Origin of the sequence: Pseudomonas rhodesiae, from assembly GCF_013285305.1 — a bacterium.
Classification (GTDB): Bacteria; Pseudomonadota; Gammaproteobacteria; order Pseudomonadales; family Pseudomonadaceae; genus Aquipseudomonas; species Aquipseudomonas rhodesiae.
In genome coordinates this window covers 4,331,265-4,347,949 of record NZ_CP054205.1, presented here as the reverse complement: position 1 = coordinate 4,347,949, position 16,685 = coordinate 4,331,265, and the positions used below count along the sequence as shown (strand labels likewise).

The window sequence follows — 16,685 nt, the reverse complement described above, 5'->3', positions numbered from 1 at the left end:
AGCCCGATGTACAGCCTCGAAGACCTGCTGCACCTGATGAATCGCCTGCGGGACCCGCAATACGGGTGCCCGTGGGACATCAAGCAAACCTACGCGAGCATCGTCCCGCACACCCTCGAAGAAGCCTACGAGGTGGCCGATGCCATCGAGCGTGGCGACTTCGATCACTTGCAGGGCGAGCTCGGCGATTTGCTCTTTCAGGTGGTGTATTACAGCCAGCTGGCGCGGGAAGAAGGGCGCTTTGAATTTGCCGGGGTGGTCGACAGCATTACTCGCAAGCTGATTCGGCGTCACCCCCATGTGTTCCCGACCGGCGATCTGTATGCGCCGCTGGATGTCCCGCGACTCAGCGAAGAACACGTCAAGGAACGCTGGGAGCAGATCAAGGCCGAGGAGCGCGCGGAAAAGTCCGACGCACCGCAGCAACTTTCACTGCTCGACGATGTGCCCAGCGCCTTGCCGTCCCTGTCCCGTGCCGCCAAGTTGCAGAAACGCGCCAGCCAGGTCGGTTTCGACTGGCCATCGGCCTTGCCGGTGGTGGACAACGTGCGCGAAGAGTTGGATGAAGTCCTCGAAGCCATGGCCGATAACGACCCGGCGGCCATTGCCGATGAAGTCGGCGACCTGCTGTTCGCGGCGGTCAACCTGGCCCGTCACCTCAAGGTCGACCCCGAAACCGCGCTGCGTGGCGCCAATGCCAAATTCGAACGACGCTTCCGATTTATCGAACAGGCATTGCGCGAGACCCAGCGTCCCATGGAAGATTGCACCCTCGAAGAGTTGGACGCCCTGTGGGGCGAAGCCAAACGTCAGGAAAAGAACGTGTCCAGCTGCGGTTGAGCAGTTGCCTAAGTGAGTAAGCACCATGAGCCTTTCCCTTCGCGACCAGTTGCTCAAAGCAGGTCTGGTCAATCAAAAGCAGGCCAAGCAGGTCGGCAAAGAGAAACAGAAGCAGCAACGTCTGGTCCACAAAGGCCAGGCCGAAGCCGATGACACCCAGGCGCGCCTGGCCCTTGAGGCCAAGGCCGAAAAGATCAAGCGCGACCAGGAACTGAACCGCCAGCAGCAGGAAAAAGCCGAGGCCAAGGCCCGTGCGGCCCAGGTCAAGCAACTGATCGAAACCTCGCGTCTGCCCAAGCTGACCACCGAGGACTACTACAACTTCGTGGATGACAAGAAGGTCAAGCGCCTGTCGGTCAACACGTTGATGCGCAACAAACTGAGCAACGGCTCCCTGGCGATCGTGCATCACGGCGGCGGTTACGAAGTGATCCCACGGGAGGCCGCGTTGAAGATCCAGGAGCGCGCACCCGAGCGCATCGTACAGCTCAATATCCTCACCGAGAGCCAGGTGCCGGACGAGGATGATCCATACGCGGCTTACCAGATCCCTGACGACCTGATGTGGTAAGCGGCGCATCGTGCTGCGAATAACAAACCCCGCTCAATGGCGGGGTTTGTTTTTCTTGTTGAAGCGCTTCTACGAGGGGAGTTTCCCTCACCAATCCACGGCGTAACTCAAGCTGAAGGTGCGCCCCTCTGCGTTCGGATAGGGCGCGCGCGCATTTGCCTGGGCAAACATGTTCTGGTAGTTGCGATTAGTCAGGTTGTAGACCGCGCCTTCGAGGCGCCCCACCGGCAACCGCACCGATCCCAGCAGATCGGCCAACGTATAGCCCTTGATATCGCGACCGTTATTGTCCTTGAACGCGACGTCGTAGTCGGCCAGGCGCATACCTTGCAGGCGCAGGCTGTAGTCGCCGCGGTCATAGCCGATAAAGGCGGTAGTCTTGGCTGGCGCGATGCGCGTGGCCGGAAGGTCGATCCATTGGCCGTTCTGGCGCGTCTCGCCCTTGGCGTAGGCGTAGGTTCCGCCGACTGACCACTCATCGGTAACGTTATACGTCAGGCTGGTTTCGATACCGCGCACGCGTTCTTTCTGGCTGACCAGGCGCAGCACGCGGTCGTTGGCATCGTAGAACTGTGTGACGTCCGAGGTGTTTTCATACGCGGTGACATTGGCCAGCCACTTGTCCCAATTGCCACGCCAGCCCAGCTCGTAGCTGTCGACTTTCAGCGCCTGGGCATTAAGGTTCTGGATATCGTATCGACTGCTCACATCACGCAGGAAACGCTGGATATCCGGCAGGGAAAACCCCTGGCTGAAGTTGACGAACACATCCTGGTTTTCGCTCAGGTGGTACACCGCGCCGAGGTTGTAGAGGGTGTCGTCATACTTGAGGGTGCCCCCCGGCAGCGTCGCGCGATTGCCGGTCTGCACGATTTCGCCGTAGGCGATGCTGTCGTCCACGTCGCTTTCGATCCATTCGCGGCGCACACCACCGCGTAGGGTCCAGTCATCAATGTCGTAGGACAGCTGCCCGAAGATGGCTTTGGTAGTGGTCTGGATGTCCGGGCCCAACTCGAAGGTAGTGCCGGTCTTGGTATAGGTCAGGCCATTGACCCGGTACTGGTCACCGCGTTGGCGGGATGTCTCGTGATCGTAATCCGCGCCCCACACCAGGTTGCCGGTGGCGCGGCCGATGTCCGGCATTTGCGTGTCGATGGCGGCACGTAGGCCGTACACGTCCTGCACGCTGTTATTGTCCGACACCCCGGCGCGGCCCCGAGACAGGTCCGGGAAGAACAGCGCGTCGGCGCGGCGCCAGTAACTTTCCACCTGCAGGCCCTGACCGTAGAAGTCCCGGTCGGTGTAGTTGAGGTTGACGGCCTGGTTATGGGTGGACGGCTGGTCGTCCAGGTCCAGGCCTTTGACCGCAACAGCAGCGCTGGTGATGCGTGGGTTCTTGGTGTAGCGGGTATCTTGTTCGTCCTTGTAGTCCTGCAGCGACAGGCTGATCTTTTTATCGTCATCCAACTCGTAGCCGAAACGGCCTTGTAGGTCGTAGGTGTCGGTGTCCATGTTGCTGCCCTGGGACGTGTCCTGGGGGATGCGCTTGCCGTTGCCGTCGAACTGGTCGTTGCGTTGCACGGTATTGGCCGACACATACCAATCCACCGGGCCCTGGCGGCCGGTGGCGCTCTGGAATGCCTCGTAGGCAAAGCCTTTATGGTTGAAATTGTTGCCGGAGGTCATGCCGATCTTGCTGCTGAACGCCAGGTCCTCACCTTTGTTGCGCTTGGTGATGATGTTGATGATGCCGCCGGAGGCACCCGCACCGTAGACACTGCTGGCGCCGGAAATTACTTCGATGCGCTCGATGCTCTCCGGCGCCACGCTGTTGAGCTGGCGGAAGTTGTCGCGCGTGGCGTTCTGGGACACGCCGTCGATCAGGATCAGCGTATTGCGCCCGCGCAGGGTCTGGCCGAAGTTACTCATTCCGCCGCTGGAAGGGGCGATGCCCGGCACCAACTGCCCGAGGATGTCCGCGACCCGGCGCCCGGCGCCCGTTTGCTGGCGGATCTGGGCTTCGTCGATGACCTGCACCGAACCCGGGATCGCCGCGATGCTGGTTTCATTGCGCGTGGCCGAGACCACGGTTGCCTGCAACTGCAGGTTAGTGGGAGCTTCCTGGGTTTGCTCCGCGGTATCGGCCCAGGCAGCATTGCTGAGTGAGCCGAGGAAGGGCAGTAGAAGTGCCAAGTGTGTTTTGTTCATGACCTTGCCTTTGAGTTATTAGAAGTATTGACAGAAAAATCGGACGGCTCAGGCGCGCGCGCCAGCCCGCGGATCCCCCGGATGCCCACGGCCGCCACGGCATAGGTGAGCGCGACCAGCCAGAAGCTGTGCGCCAGGCCCACCATCCCCATGCCGATACCGCCGATCAACGCGCCACACAGCGCGCCGGCCTTGGCGGCGCTATTACCCAGTCCAAGGGCAAACCCTTGCTGGCTGGAGGGCACGGTGCTGGCGATCAACGTATAAGCCACAGGCAGCAATGCGCCTTGCCATACGCCCCACAGCAACCGACTGGCGAGGAACCCCAGCCACTCGCTGGCCATGGCGGTGAATGCCAGCGTCAGGGCGCAGGCCCATGTGACCCATTCGATGATGCGCAGCGTATGCGCCGGTGGGTGCCGGTCGAACAGGCGACCCCACAGCGGCGCGGAAAGCGCCAGGGTGAGCGCGCTGGCGGCATAGCTGGCGCCAATCAACCACGCCGGCGCGTGCAGCACATCGGCCACGTACAGCGCGTAGAACGGCTGCGGCATCATTTTGGCTGCCTGGATCAACACGATGATGCCAAGCATCGCGCCGAGCCAGCCCTTGGGCAGCGCGGTGCGGGTCGCGTTGCGCGCCGGTCGTGCGCGCGGTGCATCGCTGGGCAGCCACAGGCTGAGCGCTGCGCAGAGCAGGCAGACCGCAGTGGCGCTGTAGCACAGCAGGGCGAAACCCGAGACGTCCATCAGCCAGCCGCCCAATACCGGGCCTGCCAGGGAACCCACGGCGGTCGCCGATTGCAGCCGCGCTAGGATGTGCCCGCGTCCGCCGTCGCCGCAGCACGCCAGAGCGTAGGCCTGGGCCGCTGCGATAAAGCCCGCCAACGCGCCTTGCACGACCCTGATTGCCACCAGCAACCAAGGATCCTGTGCGATCGCTGCCAGCGCCTGGCACACCGCCAGCGCCAGTAGCGCGCGCAGGATCATCGGCTTGTGACCGGTGCGGTCACCCAGGCGGCCCCACATCGGTGTCAGGAGCATCGCCGCCATCATCGGCCCGGCGTACACCAGAGCTGACAGCAGCCCAGTGTAATGAGCATTGGCAACGCCGAGCAGTTTCTGGATTTGCAACGGCCAGAAAGGCCCGCTCATTTCCATGGCGCCCATCGACACCAACTGAATCATCACCAGCAACCGCAACGCCGTACGGTCAGAGCTCATTGGCGGCGGCACTCAGCGGGTTGGGCAGCCGCCCGACAATATCGGCGTGACTTTCCAACAGGCGCATGCGCATAAACGATTTGGCCGGCCATGCCTGCTCCAGCAGTGCGGCGCGTTCGGTCCGCCAGCGTTGGGGCTCGACCTGGTCGCGCAGCGCGTCGAAACACTGGCTGACCTGGGCTGACAGTTCATCCCACAGCTGCGCCTCGGGCATTTCGAAATGACGCGCGCTGAGCAGTACCAGCTCGCCCAAATGACACATGAAAACCGTGTGCAGCAACTTGTCGCGTACAAAGCTGGCGTCGTCATACAAGGTCATTTTCGGGTCGTGCAGCTCAATGTCCAGACCCTGGGCATGCAAGGTCTTGCGGTCGATACGGATATCGCCGAAGTCGCGCAGCAACAGGCGGCTCAGTTGCCCGTCGTCGCTCATGACCATAAAGGAATTCTGCTGATGGGCCTCGAACGCGACGCCGTAGCGCAGGTACATGCCCAACAGCGCCGGCACCGTGATCGCGGCGTAATCACGGAAAAACGCGCGCATGCCTTGGGCATCGTCCCGGCCCTGGCTCAGGCGTACCCAGTGTCGCAGCAGCGGTTCGCCGTGCTGGTCGAGGGCGAACAGGCTGCCGACCGGCACAGCCATTTCCCCCGATTGCAGCTGGCTCAGCGGGTTATCGCGGTACAGCACGGCGAGGTGACGGGAATGTTCGTCGTTGGCCGGTTGCGGCTTGAAGTGCACGCCGATTCGCTCCGGTACGATGCTAAGCCGCTTGGAGATACCCGGCTCACGGGAAAGAATGCTCAACAATAGCTCGCTGATACGCGGTCCCATACGCGCCGAACGTGGTGAAACGGTACGCTGCACGCTGGTCAGGCGCAGCGAGACTGGCAGCTTGACCATCGGTGCATCGCAGCGGCCGTCCGGCAATACGGTGCGAAAAGACATGGTGGGGTGGGCTGTAAACGTGACAATCTCGGTGAGTACCAGCAGCCGATCGCTGATCTCATTGGCGAACAGCTGTGGCAACTCCTGGCGAGCCTGCCAGGGGTGAGCGGGCAGCGGTAGATAGTCGGCGGGTGCAAGGCCTTGCGCGGTCAGCACGTCGGCCAATTCCCGGGCGGCCTGGGGAAAATGCTGTTGCCACCACGGCCAGTAATCCGCAGAACCGGCCAGCGTTTCAACGTGTGCGTATTGACGGTGCAAGGCGCACAGCAACACCGGGAAGCGCGCTTCGAACTCCGGCGAGAACGCGATCACCTGCTCGGTGCTCAAGCCCAGTTTAGTTTTGTAGTTGGGGTGCCAGGGATGGCCCAGTGTGCCCCATTGCTCCAACACGCAGGTCGGGTTGGCGACCTGTGGGTCCTGCTTGAGATAGCTGAGCAGGTTGCCCGCGTGGGCAGCTGGCATGGAGGCCTGAAGCTTCAGCGTCCAATGCGCGTGGAAGGCCAGGCACAGCGTGTCGTTCACGAAGCTGTCGTCGATTTCAGTGTTCAGACGATTCAGTACATCCGGCGCGGCAGGGGTTTGAAGCGTACTGTTGAGCAGCGTCAGCAATTGCGAGGGGAATTGCAGTTTGAGCGCCGGCTGACCCTCGCGCACATGCACGACGCGCCCGCGCAGGTCCCAGCTGGCCATACGGCCTGGACGCAGATGCTCGAAGCACAGGCGCGACTGGTCCGGCAACACCAGCCAGCAATGGCCATGATCGTCGTAGGTACAGGTGTCGGGAGCCAGCAGCGCTTCGCGCAGCAGTGCCTGGAGCAGCCGTTGGAAGCTACGTTCAGCGGCGGGTTGCAAGGTGTCGGCAAGGTCTTCGAGGGTGATGTGATTCGCCTGGAAGGGCGAAGTGGCCAGTGCTTCGCTCCAACGTGCGAGCAGGGACGATTCAGGCGTCATGCTGTTTCCGTACATCAAGTCGAATTCCTTATCCTGGGTACTGAGTCGAAGGCGGCGCGATAGTATCGAGAACCATTATCAAATGTCTATTTTTTGTTACTCGAATAGGCGCCCACGTTTATTCGCGCTTGGCTGGGGCGGGGTGTCTCAAGGCAATTGTGTCGCTTTGGAGGCGGGAAGGCGGGCTTGGGAGGCTCTGGAATGGGCCCGTTCAGGGTTTTCAACGCAGCCCGTAGTACGCAGATGCAACTTTTGTAAGACGTGTCTGGTTTCTTACGGTGATTTAAAAAGTACCGTCTTGACCACGCAAAACCCCGCTCGAAGGCGGGGTTTTGTTTCGCAGGTGCTCCGTGTCGTGGACGCAGCGCCTGCGCACTATCAGCGCTTCAGGCGCTTTCTGCCTGGCGTCTCATCTCAAGCATTTCAAGCTCGTTCTTATAGTTCTGAGCGTCGCTTTCGTTATGAAACATGCCGACCAGCAGGTCTTGTTGGTGTACATCCCAGATGTGAATCCCATGGCCCAACGCTTCATGGGACATATGTGCATCGTCGCGTTCAGTTACTTTTACAGTCATCTGCTTGCTCCAATCTCTGGTGGATCTGCGGCAAGTCGTCGCAGGCCTTTGTTATATGTTTTGTTAGCTTGCTAAGTAAACCGCTTTTGCCTGCAACAATTCATTGCATGAAACGCAACAGTGCTGCAGGCCCCGTAAACCGCGACATTGCGCCGCAGAGCCGTGGGTTTGATGACAAAAGTTTCATGTGAAAGGGCTTGCTGCACCCTGTGCGAGCGAGAAAAACAGGCGAAAAAAAGCCCCGCATTCGCGAGGCTTTCAGTCGTATCGATCGATCAACTGCCTTTGACCGCGTTACCGTCAACGGTGCCGTCTTGCAGCATGATGTTGTATTCCTTGCCGTCGGTCTCGACCTGGCGCAGGGCTACCAGAATGCCGCCCTGGTCCTTGGCAAACCACATCTGTGTGATGCGCTTGCTTTGCGTCGGATCACGTACCCGCTCGACCTTGATGGCGTCGATGGAGCCGACCTTGGTCTGGACCTTTTCCGGGCCGATCACGCGGAAGTCGTAAGTGTCGACATCGGTGCCTTCCACCACGTTGTAGCTCATGCTCTTTTTGCCGGCCGCGACATCGCGCTGCAAGGCCAACTGGTAGGTAGACTTATCGAGCATGCCGCTTTGCAGGGGCACATTCACGGCATCTTTGTTTTCGAAACCGGTGACTTTCTTGGCTGCCTGATCGAAGTCCAGGTTGATTTTCTTGGCTTTGCCCAGGCCGCCGCGTTCGAAGGTGTAGCTCTTCGGTTGCAGGCTGTCCTTATCAAACAGGATTACGCTGGTTTCGGTCAGGCTGGCAATCATCATGGAAGCCTTGAAGTTCAAGGTCCACGTGCCGTCGCTATTCTTGGTCAGGCTGCGTTCGGCCGAACCACTCATGGGCAACTGTTTCCAGTCGGCGGTGTAGCTTACGGAGAAGGGATGAAGGTCTGCCGCTTGCACCGCAGGCAAGGCGAACAGCGCAAAAGCGAAGAGCAAGGCACGACGCATAAAATCTCCTAGGTTCGAATCAAGTGGCCGCTGGCCGCGAGTAACTGGCCGTCCAATAATGCACCCTGGTCACCGAGAATCAACCGCCCCTCGGCAAACCAGCGAACCGCCAGCGGGTAAATCCTGTGTTCCTGGGTGTGAACCCGTTGCGCAAGCGTCTGCGCCGAGTCATCCGACTCTACCGGAACCACTGCCTGTACGACCAGAGGCCCGCCATCGAGTTCCTCGGTGACGAAGTGCACGCTGCAGCCATGCTCGCGGTCACCGGCATCAATGGCACGTTGGTGCGTGTGCATGCCCTTGTATTTGGGTAGCAGGGAAGGGTGGATATTCAGCAGACGCCCGGCGTAATGACGCACGAAGTCAGCGCTGAGGATGCGCATGAAACCGGCCAGTACCACGAGCTTGGGATCGAAGGCGTCGATCAGTTCCACCAGGGCGCGATCAAAAGCCTCGCGGCCGTCGAACGCCTTGTGATCCAGGGAGCGGGTTTCGATTCCCGCGTCCCTGGCGCGCTGCAGCCCATAGGCGTCGCTGCGGTTGGAGATCACCGCAGCGATGCGCACCGGGCTGTCGCCGGTGCGCGTGCTGTCGATCAGGGCCTGCAAGTTACTGCCGGTGCCGGAGAGCAGCACCACGACATCACAGGTTGCCGGCATCAGTGCGCCTTAAGGTTCTTCAGTTCAACCTGGGCCGCGCCTTCCGGAGCGGTGGCGATCTGGCCGATGACCCAAGGCTGCTCGCCGGCTTCGCGCAATACGTTCAGCGCGGTTTCCACATGTTCCTGCGCCACGCAGATGACCATGCCCACGCCGCAGTTCAGCACACGGTGCATTTCGGTTTCGTTGACGTTGCCTTGTTCTTGCAACCAATCGAACACCGCAGGACGCTGCCAGCTGGCGACGTCGACAATAGCCTGAGCGCCTTTTGGCAGGACGCGCGGGATGTTGTCCAGCAGGCCGCCACCGGTGATGTGGGCCATGGCCTTCACGGCGCCGGTGTCCTTGATCAGCTTGAGCAACGGCTTGACGTAGATGCGGGTCGGCGCCATCAGCAGGTCGGTCAGTGGCTTGCCGTCGAGCTGGGTGTTTTCGATGTCGGCACCCGACACTTCGATGATTTTGCGGATCAGCGAGTAGCCGTTGGAGTGCGGCCCGGAGGATGGCAGGGCGAGCAGGGCATCACCGGCGGCCACTTTGGAGCCGTCGATGATGTCGGCTTTTTCTACAACGCCGACGCAGAAGCCGGCCAGGTCGTAGTCTTCGCCTTCGTACATGCCGGGCATTTCAGCGGTTTCGCCGCCTACCAGGGAGCAACCCGACAGTTCGCAGCCAGCGCCGATACCGGTAACCACTTGTGCGGCGGTGTCCACGTTCAGCTTGCCGGTGGCGTAGTAGTCGAGGAAGAACAGCGGCTCGGCGCCACATACCACCAGGTCGTTGACGCACATGGCCACCAGGTCGATGCCGATGCTGTCGTGCTTGTTCAGGTTCAGGGCCAGGCGCAGCTTGGTGCCCACGCCGTCGGTGCCGGACACCAGGACTGGCTGCTTGTAGCCGGCCGGGATCTCGCAGAGGGCGCCAAAACCGCCCAGGCCGCCCATGACTTCGGGGCGCGCAGTGCGCTTGGCGACGCTCTTGATGCGTTCGACCAATGCTTCACCGGCGTCGATGTCTACACCGGCGTCCTTGTAGCTCAGGGAGGGTTGCTTGCTCATGATCCAGGCCTTTAGGGGGGATTTCTGGGTAACGACCGAGCGGGCGGGGGCTTTTGTAAAAAGGCCCAGCCGTTGACGGTCTGCGAAGGCGCGCGATTTTATCAGGCTTGAGGGGCAGCGGCCATCCTCGGGCCGACGGGCAGGGCCATATCGGCTAAAAAAGGCGATTAAAAAAATGCTAATCGACTCGGCTTCAGCGCCTATTAAGGTATAGCCTTGAACCCGCTAGTACTGTGACAGTACGAAAACTTACCGAGACCCCGTGAATGTTTTACCGGTCGCCGTGGTCCCAGCCCAGGCGAAACCGAGTTCGCGCGGTCTGTTCCAGCCGCTAAATCTGTCGTTCGGGAATCTTTCATGCGTCTGTGTAATGTGTTTTTTGTGGGCTGTTTGTCGTTGGTCAGCCTGGCGAGTCATGCCGAAACCCTCAACGGCCTTTATCAAGTACTTGAACCGGTCAGCAGCCAGTCGCCCCAGGAGCGCGACCAAGCCACCCAGCGCGCGGTGCAGACCCTGGTGATCCGCCTGACCGGCGATGCCAAGGCCGCCGAAGGTCCGGGCCTGGCGGCGGTACGCAAAGACCCGCAGCAGATCATCAGCCAGTACGGCTACGACGCCGGCCCGCCGGAAAGCCTGCAAGTGGATTTCGACCCGGTGAGCACCGATCGCGCATTGCGTGACGCCGGGTTGTCTATCTGGGGCAGCAATCGGCCCTCGATCCTGGGCTGGTGGCTGAACGATTCCACCGAGGGCAGCAGCCTGGTGGGCGACGGCCAGTCCGTCGCCCAAGCGCTGCGTCGTGCGGCGCAACACCGTGGCTTGCCGCTGCGTCTGCCATTGGGCGATCTGGAAGAGCAAGTGGTGGCCACCGCGCCGAACCTGGAGAGCGCCGATGCCACGCCGCTGCGGGCTGCGTCCGAACGCTACGGCGCCGACGCGTTGCTGGCGGTGCATGCGCGTCAGGAAGGTAATCAGTGGCAGGCCAAATGGCGCCTTTGGATGGGCGACAAGGCTGATCAAGGCACCGCCGAGGGCGCCGACACCGCAGCGCTGGCGGACGCGGTGATGTTGGCCGTCAGCCAGAAGCTGGCGCCGCGTTTTGCGGTCAAGCCGGGCGTCAGCACTGAGCAGTTGCTGGAAGTGCAGGGCATGAATCTGGAGCGCTACGCAACGCTTGGGCATCTGCTTGAGCCGTTTGGCGGTCAACCGCTGCTGGTCGATGGCGACCGCATTGTGTATCGCGTGAACGGCAGCGCCGAGCAATTGCGTACCCAGTTGAACCTGGCCAAGTTGCAGGAGGTTCCAGCGGCTGAAGCCCAGCCGGTGACCGACGGAACGCCACCGGCCGCTGCCCCCGAACCCCAGGCGCAACTGCGTTTTCGCTGGTAAACGTTCTTCCTTATATAGATAGAAGCAAACAGATGGAGTGGTTTATGGCGGATACGCGTCGTTGGGTGTGGCTAGGCGGGATTGTCCTGCTGTGCGTTTTTGTGTTCTTGCTGCATTCGATCCTGACGCCGTTCCTGGTCGCGTTGCTGTTGGCCTACCTATTCGATCCCGTGGTGGATCGTCTGGAAAAGGCCGGACTTTCGCGAACCTTGGGCGTGGTAACGGTGTTCGCGCTGTTCACCTTGATCGTCACGGCTCTGGTCCTGGTACTGGTGCCGATGCTGGTCAAGCAGCTGTATCGATTGTATGAGCTGGCGCCGCAAATGCTTGACTGGCTGCAGCACACGGCGATGCCGTGGGCTCAGTCCAAACTGGGGTTGTCGGATGGCTTCTGGAAGTTCGACAAAGTTAAGGCGGCCATCAGTGAGCACATGGGCCAGACCACCGATATCGTCGGTGTGGTGCTTAGCCAGGCCACCGCTTCCGGGCTCGCGCTGATCGGTTGGTTGACCAACTTGGTGCTGATCCCGGTGGTAGCGTTTTACCTGCTGCGCGACTGGGACATCATGATGGCCAAGATCCGCAGCCTGCTGCCGCGTGACCGCGAAGAGCGCATTGTGTCCCTGGCCGAAGAGTGCCATGAAGTGCTGGGCGCATTCGTGCGTGGCCAGTTGCTGGTGATGCTGGCCTTGGGCATTATCTATGCCGCCGGGTTGATGGCCATCGGCTTGGAGCTGGGCCTGTTGATCGGGCTGATTGCCGGCTTGGCCGCGATCGTGCCGTACATGGGGTTTGTGATCGGGATCGGCGCGGCGTTGGTGGCGGGGCTGTTTCAGTTCGGCGGCGATCTTTACCCGATGCTGGGTATCGTTGCAGTGTTTATGGTCGGCCAGGCGCTGGAAGGCATGGTGCTCACGCCGCTGCTGGTGGGGGATCGCATCGGTCTGCACCCGGTGGCCGTGATCTTTGCGATCCTGGCGGGCGGGGAGTTGTTCGGTTTTACCGGCATCCTGCTGGCCCTGCCGGTGGCTGCAGTGATCATGGTGCTGGTGCGCCATGTGCATGATCTGTACAAGGATTCGGATGTCTACACGGGGGTCGAAGACCCCGACCTGTAATCGCAGTGTCACAAGCCCGGCGCAACGCCGGGTTTGTTGTTTATTCAGGCGTGGCGTCAAACAATTCGCGTAAAACCAACAAGTTAACGCAAACCTTTGATTTTGCTTGAGGTCTGCTGCATTGTGCGCCCGACGTCACGGGTATAAACTTCGCAAACTTTTCACAGAGGCCACTAACGGTTCGATGGGAGCCGTTCAGTCAGCATGAAACCGATTCAGCTGCCCTTGGGTGTGCGTCTGCGTGACGACGCCACCTTCATCAATTACTACCCAGGCGCCAACGCCGCTGCACTCGGCTATGTCGAGCGGCTCTGCGAAGCCGACGCCGGGTGGACTGAAAGCCTGATCTATCTGTGGGGCAAGCATGGCGTGGGGCGTACCCACCTGTTGCAGGCCGCGTGCCTGCGCTTCGAACAGATGGGCGAACCGGCGGTGTACCTGCCGTTGGCTGAGTTGATGGATCGCGGCGTCGGCATTTTCGACCACCTTGAGCAATACGAGCTGGTCTGCCTCGACGACCTGCAGGCCATCGCCGGCAAGGCTGACTGGGAAGAAGCGCTGTTCCATCTGTTCAACCGCCTGCGTGACAGTGGCCGACGCCTGTTAATTGCGGCCTCCACATCGCCGCGGGAATTGCCGGTCAAGCTGGCGGACCTTAAATCGCGCCTGACCCTGGCGTTGATCTTCCAGATGCGCCCCTTGTCCGACGAAGACAAATTGCGCGCCCTTCAATTACGAGCCTCCCGGCGCGGCCTGCACCTCACCGATGAGGTGGGGCATTTCATCTTGACCCGTGGCACTCGCAGCATGAGCGCATTGTTCGATCTGCTTGAACAGCTCGACCAAGCTTCCTTGCAGGCGCAAAGAAAATTGACGATCCCTTTTCTCAAAGAGACTTTGGGCTGGTAACACGTTGATTTTCAATGTTTCGACACTTTTCAGGCGCCAGAAAACCTGCGTTTGAGCCCGGCGAGCTACGCATTTTTGTCGATAAATGGAATTACGGCTTAGATGTCAGGGTCGAATCGGGAAGTCACAAAAGGCACGATTGAATTTGCAAATCGATGTGATAGAGGGCATAGTCGCGGCTTCTAAATCTATCAGCCACGGTCGTGCCCATGCTAAATCGCTTCGCACCCCTCGTGCCTCTCGCACTCGTTACCCTGTTGTTTGGTTGCGCGTCCCACCCTCAACAAGTGGCAGAACAGCAAAAACCACAGGTTCAAAACCAGGCAAAATTCGTCGCGGCGCAATCTTCCACTGTTTATGAGGAAGAAGTGGCTACCGAAAAAGAGCTGGCCGATTTCTCCGGCAGCAAGCCTTATCAACTCCCAGTGCTGGCCGACAGCATTCTTGAACGCGGCATGTCCCTGATCGGTACCCGTTACCGTTTCGGCGGTACCTCCGAGGCCGGTTTCGATTGCAGCGGCTTTATCGGCTACCTGTTTCGTGAAGAGGCCGGCATGAACCTGCCGCGTTCGACGCGCGAAATGATCAACGTTAATGCACCGTTGGTCGCGCGCAACAACCTCAAGCCCGGCGATCTGCTTTTCTTCAGTACCAGTGGCCGTGGGCGCGTCAGCCACGCCGGTATCTACTTGGGCGATAACCAGTTTATCCACTCCAGCAGCCGTCGCAGCGGCGGTGTTCGAGTCGACAATCTGGGCGACAGCTACTGGAGCAAAACCTTTATCGAAGCCAAGCGTGCCTTGGCGATGGCTCCGACTACCGTTACCGCCAGCAAGTAAAGTTAAAGTGATACTTGAAGTTTGACGTGTAAGCGCTAGAATCCCTGGACATTGTTGTAATCGGTACGCGCGAGCTTTGCTTGCGCGTTCTGGTTTTCAGCGTTCGGCAGCGAAAGCCGCATCCAGACCAGGATTGTTCTGCACATGTCGACCTCGGCCCGCCTGATTCTTATCCTCTGCGCCGCGCTTATCAGCGCCTGCGCCAGCCGCCCACCGCCCGCGCCCGTCGCGGTCAAGCCCAAGCCGGTGTTCAACTATTCCACGCAAAGTTTCTCGCCTGCCGCCGAAGACGTGCTGTTTCGTGCGCTCGGCCTGGTCGGCACGCCTTATCGCTGGGGCGGCAACACCCCGGACTCTGGGTTTGATTGCAGTGGCCTGATCGGGTTTGTGTTCCGCGATGCCGCCGGCATTTCGTTACCGCGCACCACCCGTGAGCTGATCGTGATGCGTGCCCAAGATGTGAGCGAGCAGAACCTGCAGACCGGCGACCTGTTGTTCTTCGCCACCGGCGGCGGCTCTCAAGTCAGTCACGCCGGCATCTACGTGGGTGAAGGCCGCTTTGTACACGCACCGCAAACCGGCGGTACGGTGAAGCTGGACACCTTGTCCAAAGCCTATTGGCAGAATGCCTACCTGAGCGCCAAACGCGTGTTACCGGCTGAGCATTTGGCACGCAATCCTTAATCCAATGTGGGAGGGAGCAATTCCCTCCCACATGGTTTTTGCGGTGTTTATTTAGCGGCCGACACCCGCCACACCTTGTTCCCCACATCATCGGCCACCAGTAAATCGCCTTGCTGATCAATCACCACGCCCACCGGCCGGCCCATGGCTTTTTCATCTTGATCGAGGAATCCGGTCAGTACGTCCACCGGTTGCCCTTTCGGCTGGCCACCCTCGAACGGTACGAAGATTACTTTGTAGCCACTGTGTGGCTTGCGGTTCCACGAGCCGTGCTGGCCGATAAACGCGCCGTTGCTGAAGGCGGTAGGCAATTTGTTCCCTTGCGCAAACGTCAAGCCCAGTGAAGCGGTATGGGGCCCCACTGCATAGTCCGGGGCAATGGCTTTGGCCACCAGGTCCGGATTCTGTGGCGTGACGCGTTCATCCACGTGCTGGCCGTAGTAGCTGAAGGGCCACCCATAGAAAGCGCCGTCTTTGACCGACGTGATGTAATCCGGCACCAAATCGCTGCCGATCTCGTCGCGTTCGTTCACTGCGGTCCACAGTTTGCCGCTCTGGGGTTCCCAGGCCATACCGTTGGGGTTGCGCAAGCCTGAGGCGAAGATGCGGTGCTGGCCGCTGGCGCGGTCCACTTCCCAGATCGCAGCGCGGCCTTGTTCGGCCTCCAGGCCATTTTCACCGACGTTGCTGTTGGAGCCGACGCTCACGTACAGCTTGCTGCCGTCCGGGCTGGCGATCACGTTTTTGGTCCAGTGGTGGTTCAGCGGTCCGCCCGGCAGCTCGACCACCGTGGCGCCTGCGGTCTTGATTGCAGTGGCACCCGGTTGATAGGCAAAGCGCAGCAGCTTGTCCGAATCGGCGACATAGAGGTCGTTGCCCACCAGTGTCATGCCGAACGGCGAGTTGAGATTTTCCAGGAACACCGTGCGGGTTTCCGCCACACCGTCGTGGTCGGCATCGCGCAACAGGGTGATGCGGTTCGGGCTGGGTACGCCGGCGCCGGCGCGGTCCATGACCTTTTCCATTACCCAACCACGAATGCCTTTGGCGTCATCCGGCTTGGGCGGCGCGTTGGTTTCCGCCACCAGCACGTCGCCATTGGGTAAAACGTACAGCCAGCGCGGGTGATCCAGGCCTTCGGCAAAAGCGCTCACCTGCAAGCCTGGTGCTGCCGTGGGCTTGGCGCCGTCGGGCCAGCCGATGGCCGGGGCGATGTTGACGGTGGGGATCAGGGTCTTGTTCGGTTGCGGTAAGCGCGGCGATGGCCCCGTGCCGTCGCTGATCTGCAACGTGGAGCTTTCACCGCAGGCGGCGAGGCTGCCGGCGAGCATGATCAGTAAGGCGAGTCTGGTTTTATGCATGGTGTTCTCCTTGATACCTGTAGGGATAGAGGAGGGCGCGGGTGCGATGGTTCAAGAACAAGGCCGGCTTTAATTGACGCTCCACCCCCAACCCACTAACCTTCGCGGCTTGTTTCAGGTGCTCTGTGACCCACGGGTCGACGGAGTGAAACAGGGAAGCCGGTGAGTGAGCGCACTTGTACACAGTGTGGCCGCGATCCCGGCGCTGCCCCCGCAACGGTAAATGAGTCAAGACGCTGCCTTTGGCCACTGTATCCCAGCGATACGGGAAGGCGCAGCGTCGGTCTGTTCCTGGTTCGCCGGGAGCGGTCCACTTATGAGCCCGGAGACCGGCCTGGATCATTCAACAGCATCACGGTGGG

General features: G+C 60.6%; 15 protein-coding genes and 1 riboswitch. Of the genes, 7 read left to right on the top strand and 8 right to left on the bottom strand.

What is annotated here, in order from left to right; all coding sequences use genetic code 11:
• Positions 1–6: 6 nt before the first annotated feature.
• Entirely contained in the window at positions 7–840 is an 834-nt protein-coding gene (gene mazG / locus HRH33_RS19605; RefSeq protein WP_034099603.1) for a nucleoside triphosphate pyrophosphohydrolase, read from the top strand.
• A gap of 25 nt (positions 841–865) precedes the next feature.
• Entirely contained in the window at positions 866–1,411 is a 546-nt protein-coding gene (locus HRH33_RS19600; RefSeq protein WP_034099601.1) for a DUF2058 domain-containing protein, read from the top strand.
• A gap of 87 nt (positions 1,412–1,498) precedes the next feature.
• On the opposite strand, the gene HRH33_RS19595 is transcribed toward HRH33_RS19600, so the two are convergent.
• From HRH33_RS19595 to purM, 7 genes are all read right to left on the bottom strand, one after another.
• Complete coding sequence (locus HRH33_RS19595; RefSeq protein WP_167416891.1) at positions 1,499–3,619, bottom strand: TonB-dependent receptor; 2,121 nt, start codon at positions 3,617–3,619, stop codon at positions 1,499–1,501.
• Positions 3,616–4,842, bottom strand: a complete 1,227-nt coding sequence (locus HRH33_RS19590) for an MFS transporter (RefSeq protein WP_167416892.1) — start codon at positions 4,840–4,842, stop codon at positions 3,616–3,618. The genes HRH33_RS19595 and HRH33_RS19590 overlap by 4 nt, the downstream gene beginning before the upstream one ends.
• Positions 4,832–6,757, bottom strand: coding sequence for an IucA/IucC family protein (locus tag HRH33_RS19585; RefSeq protein ID WP_167416893.1), 1,926 nt, complete (start codon positions 6,755–6,757; stop codon positions 4,832–4,834). The genes HRH33_RS19590 and HRH33_RS19585 overlap by 11 nt, the downstream gene beginning before the upstream one ends.
• A gap of 371 nt (positions 6,758–7,128) precedes the next feature.
• Positions 7,129–7,317, bottom strand: a complete 189-nt coding sequence (locus HRH33_RS19580; protein ID WP_034099600.1) for a hypothetical protein — start codon at positions 7,315–7,317, stop codon at positions 7,129–7,131.
• Between the two features lie 275 nt (positions 7,318–7,592).
• Complete coding sequence (locus tag HRH33_RS19575) at positions 7,593–8,306, bottom strand: DUF3108 domain-containing protein (RefSeq protein ID WP_034138891.1); 714 nt, start codon at positions 8,304–8,306, stop codon at positions 7,593–7,595.
• Between the two features lie 8 nt (positions 8,307–8,314).
• The gene (gene purN / locus HRH33_RS19570) at positions 8,315–8,965 is read right to left on the bottom strand and encodes a phosphoribosylglycinamide formyltransferase (protein WP_034099598.1); all 651 of its coding nucleotides are present in this window, start codon (positions 8,963–8,965) and stop codon (positions 8,315–8,317) included.
• Positions 8,965–10,023: a phosphoribosylformylglycinamidine cyclo-ligase gene (purM, locus tag HRH33_RS19565; protein WP_034138890.1), complete on the bottom strand. Its 1,059-nt coding sequence runs from the start codon at positions 10,021–10,023 to the stop codon at positions 8,965–8,967. Before purM ends, purN begins: the two co-directional genes overlap by 1 nt.
• A gap of 357 nt (positions 10,024–10,380) precedes the next feature.
• Between purM and HRH33_RS19560 the strand changes: the two genes are divergently transcribed.
• From HRH33_RS19560 to HRH33_RS19540, 5 genes are all read left to right on the top strand, one after another.
• Positions 10,381–11,412, top strand: a complete 1,032-nt coding sequence (locus HRH33_RS19560; protein WP_167416894.1) for a DUF2066 domain-containing protein — start codon at positions 10,381–10,383, stop codon at positions 11,410–11,412.
• 44 nt (positions 11,413–11,456) lie between these two features.
• Complete coding sequence (locus HRH33_RS19555; protein WP_167416895.1) at positions 11,457–12,530, top strand: AI-2E family transporter; 1,074 nt, start codon at positions 11,457–11,459, stop codon at positions 12,528–12,530.
• A 204-nt stretch (positions 12,531–12,734) separates the two neighbouring features.
• A complete protein-coding gene (gene hda, locus HRH33_RS19550; RefSeq protein ID WP_034099591.1) occupies positions 12,735–13,439 on the top strand; it encodes a DnaA regulatory inactivator Hda in 705 nt (234 codons plus the stop codon).
• Between the two features lie 209 nt (positions 13,440–13,648).
• Complete coding sequence (locus tag HRH33_RS19545) at positions 13,649–14,278, top strand: C40 family peptidase (protein WP_034099590.1); 630 nt, start codon at positions 13,649–13,651, stop codon at positions 14,276–14,278.
• A 144-nt stretch (positions 14,279–14,422) separates the two neighbouring features.
• Positions 14,423–14,962, top strand: coding sequence for a C40 family peptidase (locus HRH33_RS19540; RefSeq protein WP_034099589.1), 540 nt, complete (start codon positions 14,423–14,425; stop codon positions 14,960–14,962).
• Between the two features lie 47 nt (positions 14,963–15,009).
• Here HRH33_RS19540 and HRH33_RS19535 read toward each other — a convergent pair whose 3' ends face one another.
• Positions 15,010–16,323, bottom strand: coding sequence for a PQQ-dependent sugar dehydrogenase (locus tag HRH33_RS19535; protein ID WP_167416896.1), 1,314 nt, complete (start codon positions 16,321–16,323; stop codon positions 15,010–15,012).
• Between the two features lie 99 nt (positions 16,324–16,422).
• A riboswitch (cobalamin riboswitch) is annotated at positions 16,423–16,675 on the top strand.
• The last annotated feature ends 10 nt before the right edge of the window (positions 16,676–16,685 follow it).